Raw genomic sequence first — 18,805 nt, 5'->3', positions numbered from 1 at the left:
ATTAAAAGGTATCTAGGGGAAGAGCAAATAGTGGTCGGCGTGGAGATTGGGGAGGGGTGAAATGAGCGGGAGTAAATTACGTTAATAGAACATATTAATGCTTGTGTATCATCGGATTCATTGAGGGTTGACTTTGGTAGATAGGGATGAACTGGCAGGAACACGTATCTAATTTCAATAGGCTACGTGCTGAAAATGGAATCAGCATCCGTGAATATGCCGAACATTACAACCTGAATCCCAACACCGCCCGTCGCTATCTGCGTTCGGCCAATCCCGCCACGTCAGATGATCATGATCATGCCACAACACATGATCAAATCATTCCCCTAAAAAAGACCGGACAAAAAAAGGGAAAATCCGCGCAATCCCGTGTGAATACGGGCGTTAAGCCGGGAAGGAAAACGGGCGGCGAGCGACATCCGCAGGCCAAAAGCGCCAAAAGTCAGAACGCGAAAATGATCATTTCGCCTGCCGCGATCATCACACATCAAAAATTATCCCGAGGGGAAGGACGTCGCTTGACCGTGGGGAATGAAGCGGCCATGAAACATGGCCGGTACGCCACCCCCAGAAGTGTTGATTTAGATCAGGCAGACGCCTTGATGGAAGCGGGTTATTTCGACGTGTTGGAAGTGGATTTGATGCGACGGGCATTAGCCCATTTTGAACTTGTTGAGCGGATACGTGATCGCTCCATCGAAGAACTTGAGAAACAGGAAGCCCAATTTAATCCCGACGACGGGACGCTGCATCCGGCGTTTAAGCAGCTCAAGATGCTGAACGACTGTTCCTATGCCATGACCGATTTCATGCGCACCATGACATCAATGAAACAGGGGTGGCTGAAAAACCGCCGTGACGAGGAAAAACATGCGGCCAAGATGGGCGAAACGACGGTGATCGCCAACGCCTATCAATGCCAGCAGGAAAATGAATGGGATGCCCTGCAAACGGCGGCTTACATCGAATCCCAAGGCGGTAAGGTGCCCGCCGCTTTATTGGAGAAATTGCGCCACGAGATGAAACAGGATCAGGGCGAGGACGTGGATAATGCAGTCATTGATCCGGACGAACTGGACAGGCAGGCCAGAGCATATCGGGAGAAGCAGGCCGGACGGGACACCTATCTGGCGACAAAGCGTCGGCTGGTTGATGGCATTGTCGATAAAGGCGGTTATGGCGATAGGGATAGTCAGGGCGAGGGGCGCGAAGGCGAGTCGCTGGATGCGTTAGAAGACGAACCGGATTATGACTATGCAGCCACCAGCGATATGTATGATGATGAGGGTGAAAGTTAGTGGCATCCCGACAGAAAAAACAACGCAGTGTTGTCAGTGATCCCCGTTGGCGGGATATGGTGATCAAATACCGGTACGACTGGGGGCTGGCGGCGGTACATCTGTTTGGTAAAACCCCCACATGGCAACAAGATCTGATTCTTGAGTCTGTACAGGAAGGTGGCAGCAAAACCAGCGTGACGTCGGGGCATGGTACGGGCAAATCGGATATGACCAGTATCATGATCCTGTGTTTCATTCTGTTTCATCCCAATGCCCGTGTGATCATCATTGCCAACAAAATCCAGCAGGTCATGACGGGGATATTTAAGTACCTGAAGGTCAACTGGCATGAATGTGTCCGGCGGTTCCCGTGGCTGCAAAATTACTTTGTCATTACGGATACGTCGTTTTACGCGGTGGGGGGAAAAGGCGTCTGGACCGTCATCCCCAAGGGGTTTCGTTTGGGTAACGAAGAAGCCTTGGCCGGTGAACACGCGGAATACCTGTTTTACATTGTGGATGAGGCATCAGGGGTATCAGACAAAGCCTTTGGTATTATCACCGGTGCCTTGACTCAGAAAGATAACCGCATCCTGTTACTTTCCCAGCCGACGCGCCCCAGCGGGTATTTCTACGATACGCACCATAGCCTCGCCAGACATCCTGATAACCCCAACGGCCTGTATGTGGCTATCATGCTGAACTCTGAAGAGTCCCCCCTCGTTGAGCCTGAATTTATTAAAATGAAGCTGGCAGAATACGGTGGCCGTGACAGTGTTGAATACCAGATCAAGGTATTAGGCCAGTTTCCTAAATCAGTCACCGGCTATCTGTTAGGGCGTGATGAATGTGACAGAGCCGCGAGACGTAAAATCCACCTTGAAAAAGGCTGGGGATGGGTTGCCCTGTGTGACGTCGGTAACGGCCGGGATAAGTCCATTATGAATCTTTGCAAAATATCGGGCACCCGTGGCGATAAACGCCGTCTGGTGAACTACAAAATGCTGGAAATGGATGGCTCCTGTGATCCGGTGGAGTTTGGGGAGTTTATTCATTTGACGTGTGATCCGGCCATTTACCCCAATATCAGTCTCGTGGTAGACAGTGATGGCGTCGGTTCCGATACGGCGAGTGTATTAGAGCGTCGTGGCCGCGATGTACAGCGTATCCGGTGGGGTAAGCCGATGTTCAGCAGATATGACCGCAGCCGGTACATTAATCAACGCGCCTACGCAAATGTGGCCGCGCAACGGGCGATCCGCAGTGGCCGAATGCGCCTGGATAAAAGCCTCAAGACATCAGAACAAGCCTCGAAAATACCGGTCAAGATTGATGAGAACGGGCGCTGGGTGATCATGAAAAAAGAGATGATGAGAGCGAAACTCAATATTCGCTCTCCGGATAGATGGGATACATATTGTTTTGGGATGTTGTGTGATTTTGTACCGGCCTGTGAAGATGTCGGTTTTGAAGAAGCCGCTACCCGCTCTGAGGCCATGAAGTATCTTGATGATTATGACGATGAAAGCTGACAGCCTAAGCATTAATCCCGCTTTTTTTGTTGCCCATAGCGTTGTGCTTTCTGTTTTTCCACGGCAATTTTGTTGAGGCGTATGGCTTCTTGTTGAATCCGCTGTTGATCAAGCAAATCTTGATCCCTTCGACGGAGGTAGGTTTGCTTCCGGCTTTCTTTTAATTTTTGCCGGGAGACGGTATTGCGGGCTTGCTTAGCTTCTTCTATCTTCTCAATGAGATACAGGCTAGATCCTGCAAACAACGAGCACCGTACCGGCGATACCATGTTATAATAGCTGTCAGACACGGCGTATTTATCGCCCGTGTTGATGTCGTAAGCGTCGGGCTGCGTTAAGCTGTTACCATCAACGATAACGCCATACGCCCCAACACGATAAGATTCATCACCGCCGATATCTAACACAATGTCTCTGTAACCCGTCGTGCGTCGGCGAAAGCGTGTCCCTTCCGGGTAGAAGCCAATCAGTTCCTTATCCAGTTCCAGTTCGGTAATGGTTAAATGGTCTTTGTTTTTCGTCCTGTGCAGCTGGTTGAGTTTCTTATCTATTTTTCTAAGGATCTCTTCGCGGACAAAATTAACGGTGGCGGAGGACTCAAAAGCACCAATGGTAAAACTGTTCACATTCCTCAGTATGGCGGGTACCGGCAAATAGATTTGCGAAGAGACGGCAGACAGACCCGCGGCCCGCTTGTGCTCGGCAAATGCAGCAAACTGTTGCCATGCCAGCAGCAGTGTTTCCGCCTCATGCAGCCCTTCCTGATCAGCCAGTATCGCCACAGGGCGGCAAGCCTCGCCCTGCGTATTTATATCGGTATAAACCGCGTGTTTGAATACGATCTTCAACCATTCACTACGCACTTTTAGAAACTCTTTGTACTTTGCTTCAAAAATGCTGTCACTGAAAGCATCCATAACTACTCCTAACAGGGTACATCTTAAACATACATATTTATAACTTTATCAGGTTTGACAAAAGTAATAAAAATTTAGTTAGAATTTACCTGTTAAAAATGACGGAATAGCGCTTTATTTCAAACTTTTCAGCATATGAACCAAAATGGTTTTGTAATCACAGGGAGAGCCGTCGTCATGAGTGGCCTCGCGCAGGGTGTAGACATGACGGGCCAGAATGTGCGGCAGGGCGCAGTCGTGCGGATCAAGGTGCAGTTCGTTGACCAGAGTGATGATATTTTCTGTAGTGTAGTCTCTAATATCCATGTATTAAATTTCCAAGGGATGATGAACGGCCAAGCGGTAAAAGTACCGCGCTAAATAAAAATCGCCGTGATTATATCTGTATTCTTCTATTTCTTATGGTCACTATCCCCATCCGCTTGACTTCGCGGCGGAAGTCGCTACTATTTTCTAATAGTACATAATGGGGATTATGTTCTATTATGTACTCGGACTGGCGGCGGCGGCGGGCTAGGATGACGGGGCGTGATTCAGCGCGGGCTTTTTTTATTAATAACAAAGGATGCGCCTACGTGAAATCTGAAGAATATGGCGGGGCGTTATGCACCACTTTTTACGTAGCGTCACCAAAACAGCGAGGGGTTTATTGATGGCAGGGGGACTGGCCCTGATGGGGCGTGATGCGGTACTGATCCCGGACAATCCGGATCTGAATGACGAGGTGATCCGCAACCTGAATGCGTTCGTCAAAGACCGAGAGGCGTTTGCGGACAACACCTGGAAGCAGCTGATGCAGGTGGCCCGGCAGTGGTGTCGCTGGTGTATTGTCAAAGGCCGGGCCTATTTGCCGGTGGAGGCGGACTACCTGCGTGATTATCTGCTGGAGTTGCATGAGAACGGGCGGGCCCCGTCCACCCTCAAGAACCATGTCAGGATGCTGAACATGCTGCACCGGCAGGCGGGCCTGATCCCCGCCGGTGACAGTCAGAAGGTGCAACGGACATTGAAAAAAATCAGCCGCCTGGCTGTGGTTAGCGGGCAGACGGTCGGCCAAGCGATCCCGTTTCGGATCGCCGACCTCAACCGGGTGGATGCCGCCTGGCAAGACTCTGATCAGTTGAAGGTCATGCGCAACCGGGCGTTTTTGTTTGTCGCTTACAACACGCTGTTGCGTGTTTCCAATATTGCCCGCCTGAAAGTGAAAGACCTGGTTTTTCAGCCCGACGGCCACCTCCTGCTGAACGTCGGCCACACCAAAACCATCATGGACGGCTACGGCATCACCAAGGCGCTCAGTCCGCGCGCGGCGGCCAGTCTGATCCAGTGGCTGACGGCCGCCGACTTGCTGGCGCATTCAGACGCGTATGTTTTTTGCCCGGTCCGCCGGGGGAACCGGGCCAACGTGCACGGCAAACCGTTATCGCTGTCCAATCTGGAGCGGATTTTCGCGGCCGCCTGGACGGTGGTGCACGGGGAAAAGACCGGGGCCGCCAATAAAGGCCGGTATGCGACCTGGACCGGCCACAGTGCCCGGGTCGGGGCCGCGCAGGACATGACGGAAGCGAACTATTCGCTGGCCCAGATCATGCACGAGGGCACCTGGAAAAAACCGGAAACGGTGGTGGGCTATACCCGCAATCTCCGGGCCGAAAAGAGCGTGATGATTGATTTGGTCGAGGGACGTTCTAACACTTAAAAAAGTTGAATATGAAGGGGGTTCTTCCATTGAACCCCCTATCTTTACCTGTTGTATCCGTGCATGGTACCCATATAGAGATGGCACTCAATCTATTATCAAATGATAGTTATTGCTGAATACCGTTTTGCAACTCATGCAAAGCAGCCACTTGCAAAAAGTGGCTACGGTTCTTGTACAGGTTTGGGCTGGCTTTAACCTGATCATCGATTTTTTTTGATAACAAGTCAGGCAAAGTAACATTGAATTTGGTCGATTTACCTAAATACGGTTCCACATCAACCTCAATCACAGCCCATGCCCATCCTGCGTACTCTGCGTCTTTGATCCAGTAATCCAATGAGTTTGCTTCAGGGGGGAGTTGGTTCATTTCGGCCAATAACTCTAAATGCCCTGTGATAGCCTCCTTAGCGTTTTTTATTGCCTCTTCCATTGAATCACCCGCAGAGAAACAGCCTGATATATCGGGCACAACCACACCGTAAGCGTGATTCTCATCACCGATTTCAATCGCAATAGGGTATAACACGTTATATTCCTCCAATAATTTTTTAAGAACTTGATTAGTGCAGGTGCAGATAAGGGGGCTTATAGCCCCACTTGTTTCTGTATTTTTCTGAGCAATCCCACTTTAATTTCTTGCTTCGGGTGTGGAATTGTCAGCAGGTCGTTATGTTCAGGGTGTTTAAAATGATGATGGCTCCCGTTAATTCTCACCAGCACCCACCCTCTTTTCTCAACCTCTTTGATTAAATCTGCACTTCTCAAATTAACTCCTATCTGTTTAACTTGGGAAGTATAATAACCCCGATAACTCCACGGGTCAACAAAAAATAACCCCGATAACTCTATTTAATCTCTAACGGTTTTCTTTACCACTTTTGACATAACCTATTGCTGTTTCCTATTGTTCTTGGGATTATCCTTATTCATATCAAGCATGAATAAGGATAATCGTTATGACTGACCACCGTATCTCTGATATTCAAAAAAAAACGCTCAAAATACTCTACTGGCTTAATGAACGACAAGGTGAAGATCATTTACCTGTACCAGCAACCGCGCTTTTCGAGATGGTTTCAAAAAACATGCAACACACGATAGCGGCAAGCAATTATCGAAAATCTTGCCGAACCTTGGTTGAGAGAGGCATATTGAATCAATATCGCCATCCCAAAACATTACGCCTAGCATACAAACTGACGCCTGATGGAAAAGAACAAGCAAAGAAAATCTGTGATAAAGACAGTGATTGATCCCCGCCATTCAAAAAGATAGAAAAGCCGATGCGTAAGCATCGGCCTCCTAAGCGCACAAATCCAACTAAAACAGGGCGTTTTTGCTGAATTATAAAAACAAGAATATCAGTAAAAAATCGCTTTACGCCAGAAATATAATACTTAATCTTCATTAAGCTTAGTTGGCTAGCTTCTCCCTTAAGTCGATTTGATCGACTCCATTGTATTTTTGAATTCCTCAAAAGCTTTTTCGTATTTCCTTGTTTTCGTTGTCAGGGTAGTAATGAGTTCGTTTTCAAACTCATGGTCATGACAAAAATTCTTTCTGTACAGGATTAAAACTTGATCTGCAAAGTTGTCATCATCGATGTAAAAATAACAGGGTGGCACGTCTAAAATCGCGGCAATCTTGCAAGCAATGTTGTATGGCGGCGTTAAAACACCTCTTTCATACTCGCTTATTTTTACCTTTGCTCGCTCTTTATTGGCTATCCCCAACGCTTCCCCAACCTCGCGTTGTGAGAGGCTTTTGGCTTTTCTGGCATCTACTAATCTTTGTGGGTTCATGTATAAAAAATATTAGCCTTATCTATGGTCGCATCTTGATTCTTTTTTACCATTCATACAGAATGCGTAACAGGGAGGTTAATTCAATTACTGTAATGTTAATTGCATTATAAATGGATTGATTACTAAGGTAAATCAATCTCTTTACCAGGGAATTTTAAAAGTAATTTATAAAACTATTACAAATGTAACTATTTTATACTTAATTTTTTGCCTAAATCGAGAGGTTTATATTGGAGAATAACGATTTGTATTTTCAGGAAATTGCATATTTGAGGGGGTTGCCTTGGCGGTCTGAAAGTATTGAGGTGTTGTCCGGTCAAATTTATACGCGAATTTCCGTTTCTAAAAATCCGGTTTTGATAGGGATGTCCTTTATATTTATATTGTTAAAGCTGTTTCGTGATGAAGGCCATTCCGATGATTTACGATACAAATACGATGTAGTGGCTGGCTACGTTATAAAAGGATTTGATTTTTAAATTAAACCCCCTATTGAAAAAATTGATAGCAATATATTTTCAATAGCCATTGTAAATATAGGCGGAATATGAATAGTGAATTGCCTGAATATAACGGTGAAACTGTTTTTGAAGATATCATTGCAAATACTTTGCTGAACTTACCGTGGGAATCAGATACTGCCCTTGAGTTAAGAGACAAAGTGTTTGAAATTATTAACTCATATGAAGGGAATCAAGGTGCGATGAGGATTATATGTCTCTATTGGCTTTTGTCTGACCAGCATGAATACGAGGAAAAGACAAATCTTCTAAATAACCAAACAATTACTGAGAGAATGGAAATTGTTGCTCGTATTCTTATGAATGCAGCCCTAAAAGAAATGGATATTCAAATTTCACTAATACAAAAGCATTAGATCTTATTGCCTTCAATTGTATCTGCGGAATATCCATATGAAATTATTCCTATGCCATTATTTTGTTATCTATGCTGTCTCCCTCAGTATGGATAACTTTTTTAATTTTAGTAAAAAGCAAATGAAAAATAATTTTCCGAGACTGATTTTAATTACCTATGAGGCGCAACCTTATGAATATAAATAGAAAAATATCAAGCTCTATTGGAAAGCGTATCCATATGCGGAGAAGAATACTGGGTTTGACTATGAAAACCTTAGCTGAAAAGAGTGGCACATTTCAACCACAGATTTTAAGGTATGAGACAGGAGAGCGTAAAATATCTGCTGCTCAACTGTTTCTGATTGCAACAGCATTAGATACCCCAATTGATTGGTTTTTTATGGATTGTTCTCCTAATTTAGAAGATAAAGATCCCAAAAACAGAGGTAAAGATGAAAGTAGTTGACTTGTTATAGATATTCATTCCAAGCGTAGAAAGTAATTCATTGATAAACTAGAAAGGTTTTTTCCACCAGCGCATTAAATTCTAAATAAAAATTTACTTTTAAAGTAAAGCTCAAATCTAATATGAATTCAGCCGTTTCATAATAGGAGAGTCCCCTCATGACTAAGCATGTCCCTGTCATTATCTGCCGCACCCACCCCAAGGCCGTTATCCCTACCTATCGCACTGAAGGTGCATCTGGGTTCGATCTGACCGCTGTAGATTGCGCGTTATATACCACAATTGACGACGGAAGATCACACCTCGCCTATATCATTCGAACAGGGATAAAAGTTTCGATACCTGATGGGTATTGCATGAAAATTTATGCTCGCACAGACCTTGGACAGGAACATCATGCACGCCCTGCGGAATGCGTCGGTGTTGTCGATTCTGATTATCGTGATGAAATCATCATTAAATTGATTGTTGAATCCGGTGCATTTCCCCTGACCATCAAAGACGGCATGTTGGTTGCCCAGGGATTAATTGAAGAAGTCACGAGGGCCTCATTTGAGGATGTCTCAGAGGAAAAATTTGCTGAACTGAATGCAGAACGTGTCGAGAATGGTTCTGTGAATACGGATAAAACAGCAGAGACTGAAACCAGTTCAACTGAAAACGGTAAGAACACAAAATCAAAAACGGATAAATAAGGATTTTCATGACCGGTTATATTCTTGCTGATAACTTTACGCTTAATCGTAGTGAAGAAGGCACCTACTCCGCACTCGATCTCAACATAGCCACAGCATTACTGGCAGGCTCTAAGCTCGAAGGCATGACCAATGAAGGCGATGCCATGATGAAAGCGCCCAATGGATTAAGCTGGATTATCGCAAAAAATCACGATTTGGCGCGTGAAAAAGAATTAGCGAAACAATATAACTGTTCCTGCTACAACCCTATGACTCACGAGTTGTTTACGCGCTTCATCATGCGGGAGTACCCAATGATTATTGATCCTGTCGTCACGGTAAACGGCAATTTGGTTGGACAGTGGCGCGTTGCATCAAATGGGGCATCAACCGGCATCAATGTCACTACGGCTTTTCAACACAAGCTTCCTGAATTCTGTGTGACCCAATCCGAAAGTATGACAGAAGCCATCGTACATAATGGCTTAATGCAGGCAGGGATTGGCCGCAACGCCTATCTGTATTTTCAACAGGATATGGAAACCTATGATGTGGTATTTATCTCACCGCAAACAGCCGAGGCCATCAAACAAGATTCTTCTTTCTGGGCGTATTGCGTCCGCGTTGCTGAACTTGATCAATATGCCGTGATTGGCGTACCTGAAGAGGTCGAATTACTGGCTGTTGAAAACGCTAAATTAATGCTGGTGGTTCAATTGGCTGAATACAAAAATGAAAGTGCGCCAGAGCTGGATGATGGAGAAAATTATAAACAATAATTTAGTTAAGGGGGCTGAGACAGCCTCCCTTATCAAGTCATTTTGGTTGCCGAAATAGAATGCAGGTCGCTACAGCAACATATCATAGATTCTTACCCATAACGACCTGACTCAGGTTACACCGTCAAAATCCAGACACCTAAACATTAAATTCATATTAATGACAAAAAATACGTATCTCATTAAATAAATTAACTGTTAAATCCGTAGAATATCGTGTTCAATCCTATAACTCGGTAATTTAATATAAATATTATCGATGAAATGCCGATCAATAATTCATCAAAATACACAGACGAGAAAAGATGAAAAAAGCAAAGCGTCTCTGTACTTGAAAAGATGGTCTTAAACAGGTTGCCCCATTGTGAGCAAGCAGAGTTTATTGAATATCGAAAAGGGAACGTTGTGAAAACATTTGAACAATACTTTCAACACGAGATCGAGTATCTCCGCGCATTACAAAAACTGGCACGAGAAGAAAAACCGCATCTGGCGGATATCCTCAGTGGACACGATCCTGATGTAGAAAGAGTCAATGAAGGTTCGGCTTTTTTAACTGCCCGTCTGCACCAAAAAATTGATGACGGATTGCCTGAATACACCCAACCGTTACTGCAACGCTTACACTCGCAGACAATAAAAGGTTTACCGGCAACCTGTGTGATGCAACTGGATAGCGTTCAGGGGACAGATAATGCTTACTCCGTGCCGACAGGCAGTAAAATTATCGCAGAAAACGGCACACCATTCATGAGCTGTCGCCCCTGTGATATCGAGCCATTGACACTGATCCGGCGGGAACTTCATCATCAGGCACAGGAAACACAGATTACCCTGACATTCCGGTATACGGGCAAAGATGACCGTTGGGCAATCAAACCCATCAGCCTGTTTCTCAGTGCTGATGAAACTGTCGCAGATACTCTGATGCTGGCACTGACGCAAGATGTCGATGACATTCAGTTTTACCAAGAAAACACCCGATATCCAATGGATATCATTCGCTTGACCCCCTTACAAGGCACAGAAAGGCTTATTTTGTCATCGCCACAGCGGGCGGGAAACTGGGCACCTCAAATGCTGATGGAATCCCTTTATCTGCCGCATGTTCACCATTTTCTTACGCTGGTCTTACCTACGACCATGCAAAGCCATGTATTGATGGAAGAAACCCGTGAATTTACTCTTGTGATCAAACTCAGCTGTGAATTGGCCGTGTCTGAAGCACAGATAGCGACAGCGTTTCACCTGCATTGTGTGCCCGTAATCAATCGGAAAATAACACAATTAATCGTGCCATTTAAGTCGGAGACTGCGCGTTATCGCTTACCATTATCACCCTCGCAAGGCGTACTGGATGTGCCCGGCATCGCATTGGAACAAGAGCCGGATGAAGAGCACGACCGGGGCTAATCTTTCCGTTTCTATCCCGATCACTTGCTGACCGGCATGGATCGCTATTTGGATGACGAACAGATCTGGTTCTACTCACTGGAAATGGGTGAAGATGCGTTAGGCCGGTTGCAATACGATCTGGTCTTTCGGGACAGTCGGGGGCAGCCGATGACGCACCCCCCGGCACGAAAATTTATCTGCCAGATAATGACATTTGAGCTTCAGCCAGTGTCATTAATGGCTGATAAGATGTGTTATGCGGATGAAACACTCCCTGATAATGTGCAAATTAAAAACCTGACAACACCTTCATCCCCTTACCCGCCAGTCACCGACAGCCACCGCTACTGGACTTTACTGTCACACTATTCTGCCAGCCCATTTTTACTGTATTCCGCAGAGGCCCTCAAACAGTTATTACGGGGTTACGATTTTTATGCGGAGACAGACAGAAACCGGAGCCGGGCACTGCGGCGCAGGATTGATGGCATTGTCTCCGTACATTCTGACCCCAAAGACTGGCTTATCCGGGGTGTTCCCCATCGCTGTCTGTTTATTGAATTGACGCTGGATGAAACCGCCTATCTTCACGAGGGAGAAGCCTTCCGGTTTGCCAATACCGTGTTTCAGTTTCTACCGTTCTGCCTGACACAGGATATGCGCCTGTTGATGACCTGCCGCACCCGTTTCGGCAAATCCTATGCCTTATCCCGTTATCCTGTTCAGGGATATCGCCCGTTAATGTAACAATAAGGAAATACTGTTATGGATGGTTTAGTTTTTACCTGCCAAATAGGCAGGCTCCCACCAGCCACCTTTCAAGTGGTGAGCTTCACTCTGCAAGAGCATTTATCCCGGCTTTTTCACCTTAACCTGACGGTGGTGAGCGCTACCCATCATATTCCTTTGCGTGAACAACTTAACCGTGAAGCCGCATTAACCGTCAAACGTAATGGTGTCGTTGAGCGCACGGTTAACGGTATCGTGGCCGGTGCGACACAGGGCAATACCGATGGAAAGCAGACGTATTACACATTTACCCTGCGGCCGGAAATGTGGCGGATGACGCTCAATCAGGACAGCCGCATTTACCAGCATCTCTCCGTCCCAGATATTCTGAAAAAATTGCTGTCAGAGCATCGTGTAAAGGCAGACAGCAAATTCTATGATAACGCCGGTTATCATGCACCACGGGACTATATTACCCAGAAACGGGAATCCGCCTATGATTTCTGGTGCCGGTTAGCGGCGGAAGAAGGCATTATTTTCTGGTTTGAGGAAAACCAGATGTTTTACAGCAATTCTCACCTCGGCATGACGGCCGCTTTACCCTTGGTCTACAACGGTCAACCAAACACGGATGATACTGACTCCACCGTCTGGCAGTGGCAGTATGGCGAATATTTATGCCCGGATGAATTTATTCACAAAGATTACAACTACCTGCGTCCTTCCCAGCCGATGCAAACCCAAGCCAACGTAGAACCCAGCAGCGGGCATTCCATTTTTGAAAGTTACGGACGTTTCCAGTGGAGTAAAGAGGGACAGCCCTTTGGTAAAATCCGCCTTAACCAACTGAACAGCGAAAGCAAACTGGGTTCTGCACAGTCTAACTGCATCAAATTACGCCCGGGTAAAATCTTTACCCTCAGTGCGCATCCGTCTGAAACGATGAATGACCGCTGGCAGGTGGTGAATATCACGCATCATGGCGCTCAACCACAAGCGGCCGGAACGGGAGGTGAAGGCACCACATTAACCAGCGAGATGACTTTTATCCCCGGCTTTGATGACTGGCGGCAACCGTATCACTATAAGCCGCTGGCAGATGGTGACGAGCTAGCCACGGTTGTCGGACCGGAAGGCGAAGAGATATTCACCAATGAATTAGGGGCAATTAAGGTTCATTTTCACTGGAACCGTTACGATAAACCCGGTGACAGTTCATCCTGTTGGGTTCGGGTGGCTCAGGGCTGGAACGGCAATAACTTCGGTTTTATGGCCGTTCCCCGTATCGGGCAGGAAGTGATTATCTCTTATCTCAACGGCGATATTGACCGACCGATTGTGACCGGCTGCAACTACAATGGCCGTAACAGCCCACCGCTGGATTTACCGGGCCAAAAAACCCGCACGACCTTTAAAACTAAAACGCACAAAGGTGAAGGCTTTAACGAGCTGCGTTTTGAGGATGCCAAAGGCAGTGAGGAAGTTTATATCCATGCCCAGAAGGATATGAATACCAAGGTGCTGAACAATAGTACCACTCATGTGGATAGGGATCATGAAGAACGCATTGGTCAAGACCAGAAATTAACCGTGGTGCGGGATCAGTTTGAGGAAATTCAGCGCAGCCGCCAGACCGTGATTAAACAGGATGATGATGAGTCTGTCAGCGGCAATCAAACGCTGCGGGTTGAGAAAAACCAGTCCAGTACCATTACCGGGCAGCAAAGCCTCAAAATCGGCAAAAGCCAGTTATTGGAAATTAACGACAACCAGGAAGTGCGTGTCGGTAAACACATTGTGCTGCAATCCCAAAGCGGCCAGATCACCATCGGCAACTCAGGTGGTCAAATCATTATCGATCCTACGGGGGCTATCACCCTATCCGGCACCTCAATCTCTATGACTGAACATGCGGCTGGAAAAGCCAGTACTCAGGCGCTGTTTGATTATTCGGGCCGTTATATTCTGACCAACAGCAAGAATGAAAATAAACCGCTGACCCATACCCTGTACCAGATAAAAACCCCAACAGGCATCGTGTCAGGCCGTACTGATGCCGCTGGACGTACCGCCATCGTGCAAACCCAGCAAGCGGATACCTTGGAATTCAGTCTCCCGGAAGCGCAGAAAAAGAAAAAAACCAAAACGCTGTACCACGTTGATAATAATCAGCCCGTGGATTATGTGATGGAATTTAAGGAGGAATCAAAATGACCCAACAATTACAACCCGGTGGTATGTGTCCAGCCATTACATCGGTGAGATGTAGAATGGAGCGAGTCGAATTTCCCAAAGATGAAGACCAATGTTATTTAGCCAAAAAAGCAGCTTTCGCCATCTGGGCCCCAAAGGCAGGAATAAATAAAAATGGAGCCGCATTTTCGCTAAAACAGGCAGTAATGAGTGGTCTCATCAGAGTTGAGGAAAAAATTCACGATTGGTTATGGCAATACAAGGCTGAAGTCGTTTTCTTTATGAGAGGATATGATGTGCCATTACCAATGCTGGCAAATAGTGAGGCAAGAAGAACTAAATACACAGGTAATCTCCCTCATTCAGAAAGCCCATTCTCACATTTGACTAACGTGGAAAAGAATAAATTCGGTATTACGGGTATCCGGCGACCGGATATTATTTTAGTCAAAAACAAACAACTCCGCTGGCCTGGACGTGAAGGTCAATATTTTGATGGTTCCGTTCATCCTGATAATCTCAAGATGCTCATTGAAGTGAAGTTCCCTGGTGATACTTTAAAGAAGGGGCAAGAAAGTGCTTATAAATTCATTGCTACTAAGGAGCGATTTGGGGTTTTTGTTGTTGAGGATAACCGTGATTCAAAGGAGTGGGAAACGCTTTCGGAAGAAGCTAAAGCCGCTGAACGGGAAAACATTAAGCAACACCTGTCGCAATTTAGCCGTTCTATTATACCCCCGGCGATAGAAGGATTAGCTTCTTCTTTACCGCTGCCAATACCAGGTTATACAGGTATTGAGCAATTGTTACTAAAAAATATCCCTTTAGTCAGTGAGAAGCAATGGCAATACGAACCCATATTTAGCCTGTGGTTAGCCGTGCGTCATGGTGCAATTCCAGCGATGATAGAGCTTTCCGCCGAGAAGGAACCATCATTTTTAGAGCGCGCAGAGCAATATTACGATCAGAGTGCCAGATTTGTATCAGAAAGTGTGACTTATGCCAAAAATGCTATTGTCCGAAGTTGGGAATGGACATGGGATTTAACGGCCAGTGGGTTCAATTACCTGAGTGATAAGACGCGTGTAGCACTGGCGGCTTGTGGTGCCTGGTTTCGTGAATCAGGTCAGTGGATAGCAGATGAAATTATCGATCCGGTGACAAAAAAGCTGAGTTATGCCATTCATTGGGTCAGTGAAAAAACAGGGGAAATCGTTCGTCTCACCGAAGCTAAAATCAAGGAAGCCGTGGAAACGGTATACAAATATACCGATTTGACGATAGACGCATTAAAACAGGTCGATTGGTATCAGATAGCCGCTGATCTGGGCAATGGTACAATTCAGTTGATGGTAAAAATAGGCGAAGAAATTATTACCATTATTAAAAGCATTGTTGTTGTCGCTGCTATCGTTTTGTTGGCGGGTTTAATTATCTGGGCGGGTGGCGTTATAGGTGGTGTCGCGTCCGCAATATGGGCAACCCTGGCAGCAGCAATGGCGGGAATGACCGCATTAACAGCTGCAACCGCATCATAAGGAAAAACGGTTATTATGAATAAAGAAGCCTATTTTGAGCATATCAAGGCACAATTAACGGGATTTACCCTGCAAAGTGAACGAGATATTACCGTCACCCGTTTAGGGTTGGCTATCACGTTGTTTTTTAAACAAGGTTATACCCGTGAAAAAAAAGAACGTATTTTAGCCTGTTATCGCCGTTTTAGGGAAATGTACGGTGATAAGTTAAGATTCCATACCCATGAATTTGATGGGTTAAAAAAATATTCAGCCGAAAATATCGAAAAGGTAGAACAGCTAATTTTGAAAGCGGATAACGGCCCCTTCGTTGGCAATAAAATATGTAGTTGGGATGTCAGTGATGCACGTAATGCCCATGAAGCGCCTCAATATTGGATGCACTATATTGATTCATATGAAATAGCAAATAACAAAGGTAGCTCTTACCTGTGTCTAGTATTACCGTGGGATGTTTTAACTACGGATAAAGGGCAAAAAGAGTTTGATGAATGGCTTACATTTCTTTGCAAGCAACTCAATCCCGATCATGGAGAATGTGGTTATACGTTTGTATTACCACGGGATTACCATGAGTATATGCCTCAAGAATATCAACTTGCTATCCGATATCCAGCGATACAAGTTAATTCTAATATTCATATGGATGTAATAGATTATTTTAACAGTATACGGAGTATTGGATGGATCACTCTGTTATCAAATCGCTTTATAAAACGCCTTGGCGGTGAGCAATGGGTAAGAAAAAAATTATCCATTCATCCTGATATTGCTATCACAAAATACAGTAATGGGTTGATTATAAAGATAGATGAATATCCAGATTTAACTCAGTTACCTGCCTGTGTGTCAGAAAGCTATTTATTTATTAATGAGCTAATTCGACCTATTCGTTATGTAATGAAAGAAGGTGATTCTTTACATACTTATGGTGAAGGCCATTTCACGGGAAAAACCAGTACTCTCTGGTATGCTCGTTATGATCGTGGTCCCTTACAGGTTGAACCTCTGATGGCAGGCGAACCCGCCAGAGTTGATGGTTACTGGACCACCAAAGGGCGTGAAGGATTGGAAAACATCATTCTGCAAGGCGATATTGCCCCGGATGTAGAGGGCAATGCACCCGGCACAACCGTGTGGCGTTTGGTGCGTCAGATAGAGCATGATGATATGAAGGATCTGAAAGAACTTGAGGCACAACAAAATGCGGGCCACCATTGATGGTAAAAAAATTATCCTGAAAGGCGATACCACAAATACAAGTGGCTCCGTATTAACAGGTTCAGGGCTAACCAAACAGGGGAAACCCGTTGCTTGTGTTGGTGACAGTGTGTTTTGCCCCGCCTGTAAAAACACAGGTACTATTGCTGAAGGTTCGTCACTGACGGTGATACAAGATAAAGCGGTTGCACTGGAAGGACACAAGGTGAATTGCGGTTGCCCATCTGGGTGTACGCTTGTTGCTACTGAGTAATAAAACGAGCGGAAAAGTGCGTCAGAGTCGATTGATGGAGTTTTGTCGCAAGGGGGCACTTACGCGCCCCCTCATTAGCAGCTGAAATCATCTCGCCAATAATGCCGTGATAGGTTTGACACTGGTTTTCTGAGCCATCAGCTGCCGCGCTTCCCAGCGATCATGGCTGGCTTGTACGTTAATCCAGAAGTCAGAGTCCGTTTCAAACAATGCTGCCAACATTACAGCCTCTTCGATGCTGAACCGGCGTTTTCCATTGATAATTTCAGCAATGCGCGGGCGGGAAAGATTAAGTGCCTCGCCTAATTTTGCCTGAGTAATATTAGTGCTTAAAAAAACAGGATGAATTTTAAAATGACGGAATTTTCAGCGGTTAGTACCGTTTGAGGACAGGCAACTACAGAATAATGTTACCCCATAACAATTTTAATAGATGCTCCACAAGCTGCCGCGTATCGTTCTAGAGTTGAAACACTAGCTTTACTGGCGTTTCTTTCTAATTTGCTCACGGCTGGTTGAGTAATCCCCATACGTTCAGCAACTTGTGTACTATTGATACCAGCTCGGCGGCGAAGATCAGCCAAAAGCTCCTGTAATTCTTCCTCTTTCTTCTCTGCAAGATAAGCGGCCATTACCTCTGGATTCTGTAAAGCTTTTGCCTTTACTTCAGCATAAGGGATACCTTTAACTTTCATGTGTTAGTTCCTCTAGTCTATTCAATGCTAATTGGATCTCTGCCTGTGGCGTCCTTGCCGTCTTTTTAATAAAGACGCGCAAGATATATATTTTTTTCCCTTTGGCAAAAGCAAAAAAGGTTCGTGTAATATCCTTTTTTCCTGCTCTTAATTCAAAAAGACCATCCTGAATAATATCCGTGTGCGGATAACGCAACTGATTACCTTGAGACTCAAGTTTATCCAGTGCGGCGAACGCCTTACCTTGCATAGCACTATCAAGGTCTAATATTTCCTGTTGTGCTTCCGGGTGAAAGATCAACTCAAACACAAAGCAGCTCCCTTTCCTGTCCGTATGTTAAGCAGATCCATTACGGCCACCACGGATCAATCAACCACTCTGCAATAAACTGCCGTTGGCTGTTATCAAGAATGTCGGCCGCTTCCATAAAACTAAACTTCGTTTCTTTATCTTCCCCAAACCACAAAGACAGCAGAAACCGCGCAAAGATCTGTTCCCCATGGCTCATAACCTTAATGGCGTTCTCAAACGTTGCTACGTCAACGCTTCTATTCTGCCAGTCCCATACACCAACCAAACGCGGGTGATGCTGGCTCATAACCTTAAAAAATTTATGCTGTAAATTGCTTAACCGAAAAGTATCCAGTTCCATATGACTCGCCGTACAGTTGATGAGATAATAAACACAGCATAACCTATAGGATATAATAGCTCAAAGGTTATATATAACTTTTAGGTAATTATATTCTCCGCAACATA

Annotated in this window: 23 protein-coding genes; 14 read left to right on the top strand and 9 right to left on the bottom strand. The window is 45.4% G+C overall.

Features of this window, described 5'->3' with window-relative positions:
• Positions 1 to 146 precede the first annotated feature (146 nt).
• Together AAC854_RS03205 and AAC854_RS03200 are read left to right on the top strand one after the other, a co-directional pair.
• Positions 147 to 1,301 carry a hypothetical protein gene (locus tag AAC854_RS03205; protein ID WP_340615855.1) on the top strand — a complete coding sequence of 385 codons (1,155 nt, stop codon included), beginning with the start codon at positions 147 to 149 and terminating at the stop codon, positions 1,299 to 1,301.
• Complete coding sequence (locus tag AAC854_RS03200; RefSeq protein ID WP_340615854.1) at positions 1,301 to 2,815, top strand: terminase; 1,515 nt, start codon at positions 1,301 to 1,303, stop codon at positions 2,813 to 2,815. The genes AAC854_RS03205 and AAC854_RS03200 overlap by 1 nt, the downstream gene beginning before the upstream one ends.
• An 11-nt stretch (positions 2,816 to 2,826) precedes the next feature.
• Here the strand turns inward: AAC854_RS03200 and AAC854_RS03195 are convergent, their stop codons facing one another.
• Complete coding sequence (locus tag AAC854_RS03195; RefSeq protein ID WP_340615853.1) at positions 2,827 to 3,732, bottom strand: hypothetical protein; 906 nt, start codon at positions 3,730 to 3,732, stop codon at positions 2,827 to 2,829.
• A 114-nt stretch (positions 3,733 to 3,846) separates the two neighbouring features.
• On the bottom strand, positions 3,847 to 4,038 hold the full coding sequence (locus tag AAC854_RS03190; RefSeq protein ID WP_152671484.1) for a hypothetical protein: 192 nt from the start codon (positions 4,036 to 4,038) through the stop codon (positions 3,847 to 3,849).
• 346 nt (positions 4,039 to 4,384) lie between these two features.
• On the opposite strand from AAC854_RS03190, the gene AAC854_RS03185 reads away from it, so the two are divergent.
• Positions 4,385 to 5,431, top strand: coding sequence for a tyrosine-type recombinase/integrase (locus tag AAC854_RS03185; protein WP_340615852.1), 1,047 nt, complete (start codon positions 4,385 to 4,387; stop codon positions 5,429 to 5,431).
• A 109-nt stretch (positions 5,432 to 5,540) separates the two neighbouring features.
• Here the strand turns inward: AAC854_RS03185 and AAC854_RS03180 are convergent, their stop codons facing one another.
• Both AAC854_RS03180 and AAC854_RS03175 read right to left on the bottom strand, forming a co-directional pair.
• Complete coding sequence (locus tag AAC854_RS03180) at positions 5,541 to 5,960, bottom strand: type II toxin-antitoxin system HicB family antitoxin (RefSeq protein ID WP_047961758.1); 420 nt, start codon at positions 5,958 to 5,960, stop codon at positions 5,541 to 5,543.
• Between the two features lie 59 nt (positions 5,961 to 6,019).
• Positions 6,020 to 6,199, bottom strand: a complete 180-nt coding sequence (locus AAC854_RS03175) for a type II toxin-antitoxin system HicA family toxin (RefSeq protein ID WP_047961757.1) — start codon at positions 6,197 to 6,199, stop codon at positions 6,020 to 6,022.
• A 191-nt stretch (positions 6,200 to 6,390) separates the two neighbouring features.
• Between AAC854_RS03175 and AAC854_RS03170 the strand changes: the two genes are divergently transcribed.
• Positions 6,391 to 6,687: a chromosome segregation protein ParM gene (locus AAC854_RS03170; protein ID WP_340615851.1), complete on the top strand. Its 297-nt coding sequence runs from the start codon at positions 6,391 to 6,393 to the stop codon at positions 6,685 to 6,687.
• Between the two features lie 180 nt (positions 6,688 to 6,867).
• On the opposite strand, the gene AAC854_RS03165 is transcribed toward AAC854_RS03170, so the two are convergent.
• The gene (locus AAC854_RS03165; RefSeq protein WP_273549183.1) at positions 6,868 to 7,236 is read right to left on the bottom strand and encodes a helix-turn-helix domain-containing protein; all 369 of its coding nucleotides are present in this window, start codon (positions 7,234 to 7,236) and stop codon (positions 6,868 to 6,870) included.
• 550 nt (positions 7,237 to 7,786) lie between these two features.
• On the opposite strand from AAC854_RS03165, the gene AAC854_RS03160 reads away from it, so the two are divergent.
• From AAC854_RS03160 to AAC854_RS03115, 10 genes are all read left to right on the top strand, one after another.
• Entirely contained in the window at positions 7,787 to 8,116 is a 330-nt protein-coding gene (locus AAC854_RS03160) for a hypothetical protein (RefSeq protein ID WP_340615850.1), read from the top strand.
• A gap of 173 nt (positions 8,117 to 8,289) precedes the next feature.
• On the top strand, positions 8,290 to 8,565 hold the full coding sequence (locus AAC854_RS03155) for a helix-turn-helix domain-containing protein (RefSeq protein WP_340615849.1): 276 nt from the start codon (positions 8,290 to 8,292) through the stop codon (positions 8,563 to 8,565).
• A gap of 158 nt (positions 8,566 to 8,723) precedes the next feature.
• A complete protein-coding gene (locus tag AAC854_RS03150) occupies positions 8,724 to 9,260 on the top strand; it encodes a dUTP diphosphatase (RefSeq protein WP_273549180.1) in 537 nt (178 codons plus the stop codon).
• Positions 9,261 to 9,268: 8 nt separating this feature from the next.
• Positions 9,269 to 10,021, top strand: a complete 753-nt coding sequence (locus AAC854_RS03145; RefSeq protein ID WP_340615848.1) for a hypothetical protein — start codon at positions 9,269 to 9,271, stop codon at positions 10,019 to 10,021.
• Between the two features lie 405 nt (positions 10,022 to 10,426).
• The gene (locus AAC854_RS03140) at positions 10,427 to 11,434 is read left to right on the top strand and encodes a type VI secretion system baseplate subunit TssF (protein ID WP_340615847.1); all 1,008 of its coding nucleotides are present in this window, start codon (positions 10,427 to 10,429) and stop codon (positions 11,432 to 11,434) included.
• Positions 11,435 to 11,470: 36 nt separating this feature from the next.
• On the top strand, positions 11,471 to 12,163 hold the full coding sequence (locus AAC854_RS03135; RefSeq protein ID WP_340615846.1) for a type VI secretion system baseplate subunit TssF: 693 nt from the start codon (positions 11,471 to 11,473) through the stop codon (positions 12,161 to 12,163).
• Between the two features lie 18 nt (positions 12,164 to 12,181).
• A complete protein-coding gene (locus tag AAC854_RS03130; protein WP_340615845.1) occupies positions 12,182 to 14,359 on the top strand; it encodes a type VI secretion system Vgr family protein in 2,178 nt (725 codons plus the stop codon).
• Positions 14,356 to 15,876 carry a VRR-NUC domain-containing protein gene (locus tag AAC854_RS03125; protein ID WP_340615844.1) on the top strand — a complete coding sequence of 507 codons (1,521 nt, stop codon included), beginning with the start codon at positions 14,356 to 14,358 and terminating at the stop codon, positions 15,874 to 15,876. The genes AAC854_RS03130 and AAC854_RS03125 overlap by 4 nt, the downstream gene beginning before the upstream one ends.
• 15 nt (positions 15,877 to 15,891) lie before the next feature.
• Positions 15,892 to 17,097, top strand: coding sequence for a type VI immunity family protein (locus AAC854_RS03120; RefSeq protein WP_340615843.1), 1,206 nt, complete (start codon positions 15,892 to 15,894; stop codon positions 17,095 to 17,097).
• Positions 17,081 to 17,350 (top strand): PAAR domain-containing protein, encoded by a 270-nt coding sequence (locus tag AAC854_RS03115; RefSeq protein ID WP_273549174.1) that lies wholly within the window; start codon positions 17,081 to 17,083, stop codon positions 17,348 to 17,350. The genes AAC854_RS03120 and AAC854_RS03115 overlap by 17 nt, the downstream gene beginning before the upstream one ends.
• A gap of 87 nt (positions 17,351 to 17,437) precedes the next feature.
• On the opposite strand, the gene AAC854_RS03110 is transcribed toward AAC854_RS03115, so the two are convergent.
• From AAC854_RS03110 to AAC854_RS03095, 4 genes are all read right to left on the bottom strand, one after another.
• Positions 17,438 to 17,671: a HigA family addiction module antitoxin gene (locus AAC854_RS03110; RefSeq protein WP_340615876.1), complete on the bottom strand. Its 234-nt coding sequence runs from the start codon at positions 17,669 to 17,671 to the stop codon at positions 17,438 to 17,440.
• Between the two features lie 89 nt (positions 17,672 to 17,760).
• Positions 17,761 to 18,045, bottom strand: a complete 285-nt coding sequence (locus tag AAC854_RS03105; RefSeq protein ID WP_273549173.1) for a helix-turn-helix domain-containing protein — start codon at positions 18,043 to 18,045, stop codon at positions 17,761 to 17,763.
• On the bottom strand, positions 18,035 to 18,355 hold the full coding sequence (locus AAC854_RS03100) for a type II toxin-antitoxin system RelE/ParE family toxin (RefSeq protein WP_340615842.1): 321 nt from the start codon (positions 18,353 to 18,355) through the stop codon (positions 18,035 to 18,037). Before AAC854_RS03100 ends, AAC854_RS03105 begins: the two co-directional genes overlap by 11 nt.
• A 40-nt stretch (positions 18,356 to 18,395) precedes the next feature.
• Positions 18,396 to 18,698 carry a hypothetical protein gene (locus tag AAC854_RS03095; protein WP_273549171.1) on the bottom strand — a complete coding sequence of 101 codons (303 nt, stop codon included), beginning with the start codon at positions 18,696 to 18,698 and terminating at the stop codon, positions 18,396 to 18,398.
• Positions 18,699 to 18,805: the final 107 nt, after the last annotated feature.

It is taken from the genome of Xenorhabdus entomophaga (assembly GCF_037996725.1).
GTDB classification, from domain to species: domain Bacteria; phylum Pseudomonadota; class Gammaproteobacteria; order Enterobacterales; family Enterobacteriaceae; genus Xenorhabdus; species Xenorhabdus khoisanae.
This window is presented reverse-complemented; position numbering and strand designations above follow the sequence as displayed.

Bases quoted from the DNA above. Each gene is read 5' to 3' on its own strand.
- AAC854_RS03205 (WP_340615855.1), top strand. From the start codon at position 147: ATGAACTGGCAGGAACACGTATCTAATTTCAATAGGCTACGTGCTGAA.
- AAC854_RS03195 (WP_340615853.1), bottom strand. From the start codon at position 3,732: ATGGATGCTTTCAGTGACAGCATTTTTGAAGCAAAGTACAAAGAGTTT.
- AAC854_RS03190 (WP_152671484.1), bottom strand. From the start codon at position 4,038: ATGGATATTAGAGACTACACTACAGAAAATATCATCACTCTGGTCAAC.
- AAC854_RS03185 (WP_340615852.1), top strand. From the start codon at position 4,385: ATGGCAGGGGGACTGGCCCTGATGGGGCGTGATGCGGTACTGATCCCG.
- AAC854_RS03170 (WP_340615851.1), top strand. From the start codon at position 6,391: ATGACTGACCACCGTATCTCTGATATTCAAAAAAAAACGCTCAAAATA.
- AAC854_RS03165 (WP_273549183.1), bottom strand. From the start codon at position 7,236: ATGAACCCACAAAGATTAGTAGATGCCAGAAAAGCCAAAAGCCTCTCA.
- AAC854_RS03160 (WP_340615850.1), top strand. From the start codon at position 7,787: ATGAATAGTGAATTGCCTGAATATAACGGTGAAACTGTTTTTGAAGAT.
- AAC854_RS03155 (WP_340615849.1), top strand. From the start codon at position 8,290: ATGAATATAAATAGAAAAATATCAAGCTCTATTGGAAAGCGTATCCAT.
- AAC854_RS03150 (WP_273549180.1), top strand. From the start codon at position 8,724: ATGACTAAGCATGTCCCTGTCATTATCTGCCGCACCCACCCCAAGGCC.
- AAC854_RS03145 (WP_340615848.1), top strand. From the start codon at position 9,269: ATGACCGGTTATATTCTTGCTGATAACTTTACGCTTAATCGTAGTGAA.
- AAC854_RS03135 (WP_340615846.1), top strand. From the start codon at position 11,471: ATGGATCGCTATTTGGATGACGAACAGATCTGGTTCTACTCACTGGAA.
- AAC854_RS03130 (WP_340615845.1), top strand. From the start codon at position 12,182: ATGGATGGTTTAGTTTTTACCTGCCAAATAGGCAGGCTCCCACCAGCC.
- AAC854_RS03125 (WP_340615844.1), top strand. From the start codon at position 14,356: ATGACCCAACAATTACAACCCGGTGGTATGTGTCCAGCCATTACATCG.
- AAC854_RS03120 (WP_340615843.1), top strand. From the start codon at position 15,892: ATGAATAAAGAAGCCTATTTTGAGCATATCAAGGCACAATTAACGGGA.
- AAC854_RS03115 (WP_273549174.1), top strand. From the start codon at position 17,081: ATGCGGGCCACCATTGATGGTAAAAAAATTATCCTGAAAGGCGATACC.
- AAC854_RS03105 (WP_273549173.1), bottom strand. From the start codon at position 18,045: ATGAAAGTTAAAGGTATCCCTTATGCTGAAGTAAAGGCAAAAGCTTTA.
- AAC854_RS03095 (WP_273549171.1), bottom strand. From the start codon at position 18,698: ATGGAACTGGATACTTTTCGGTTAAGCAATTTACAGCATAAATTTTTT.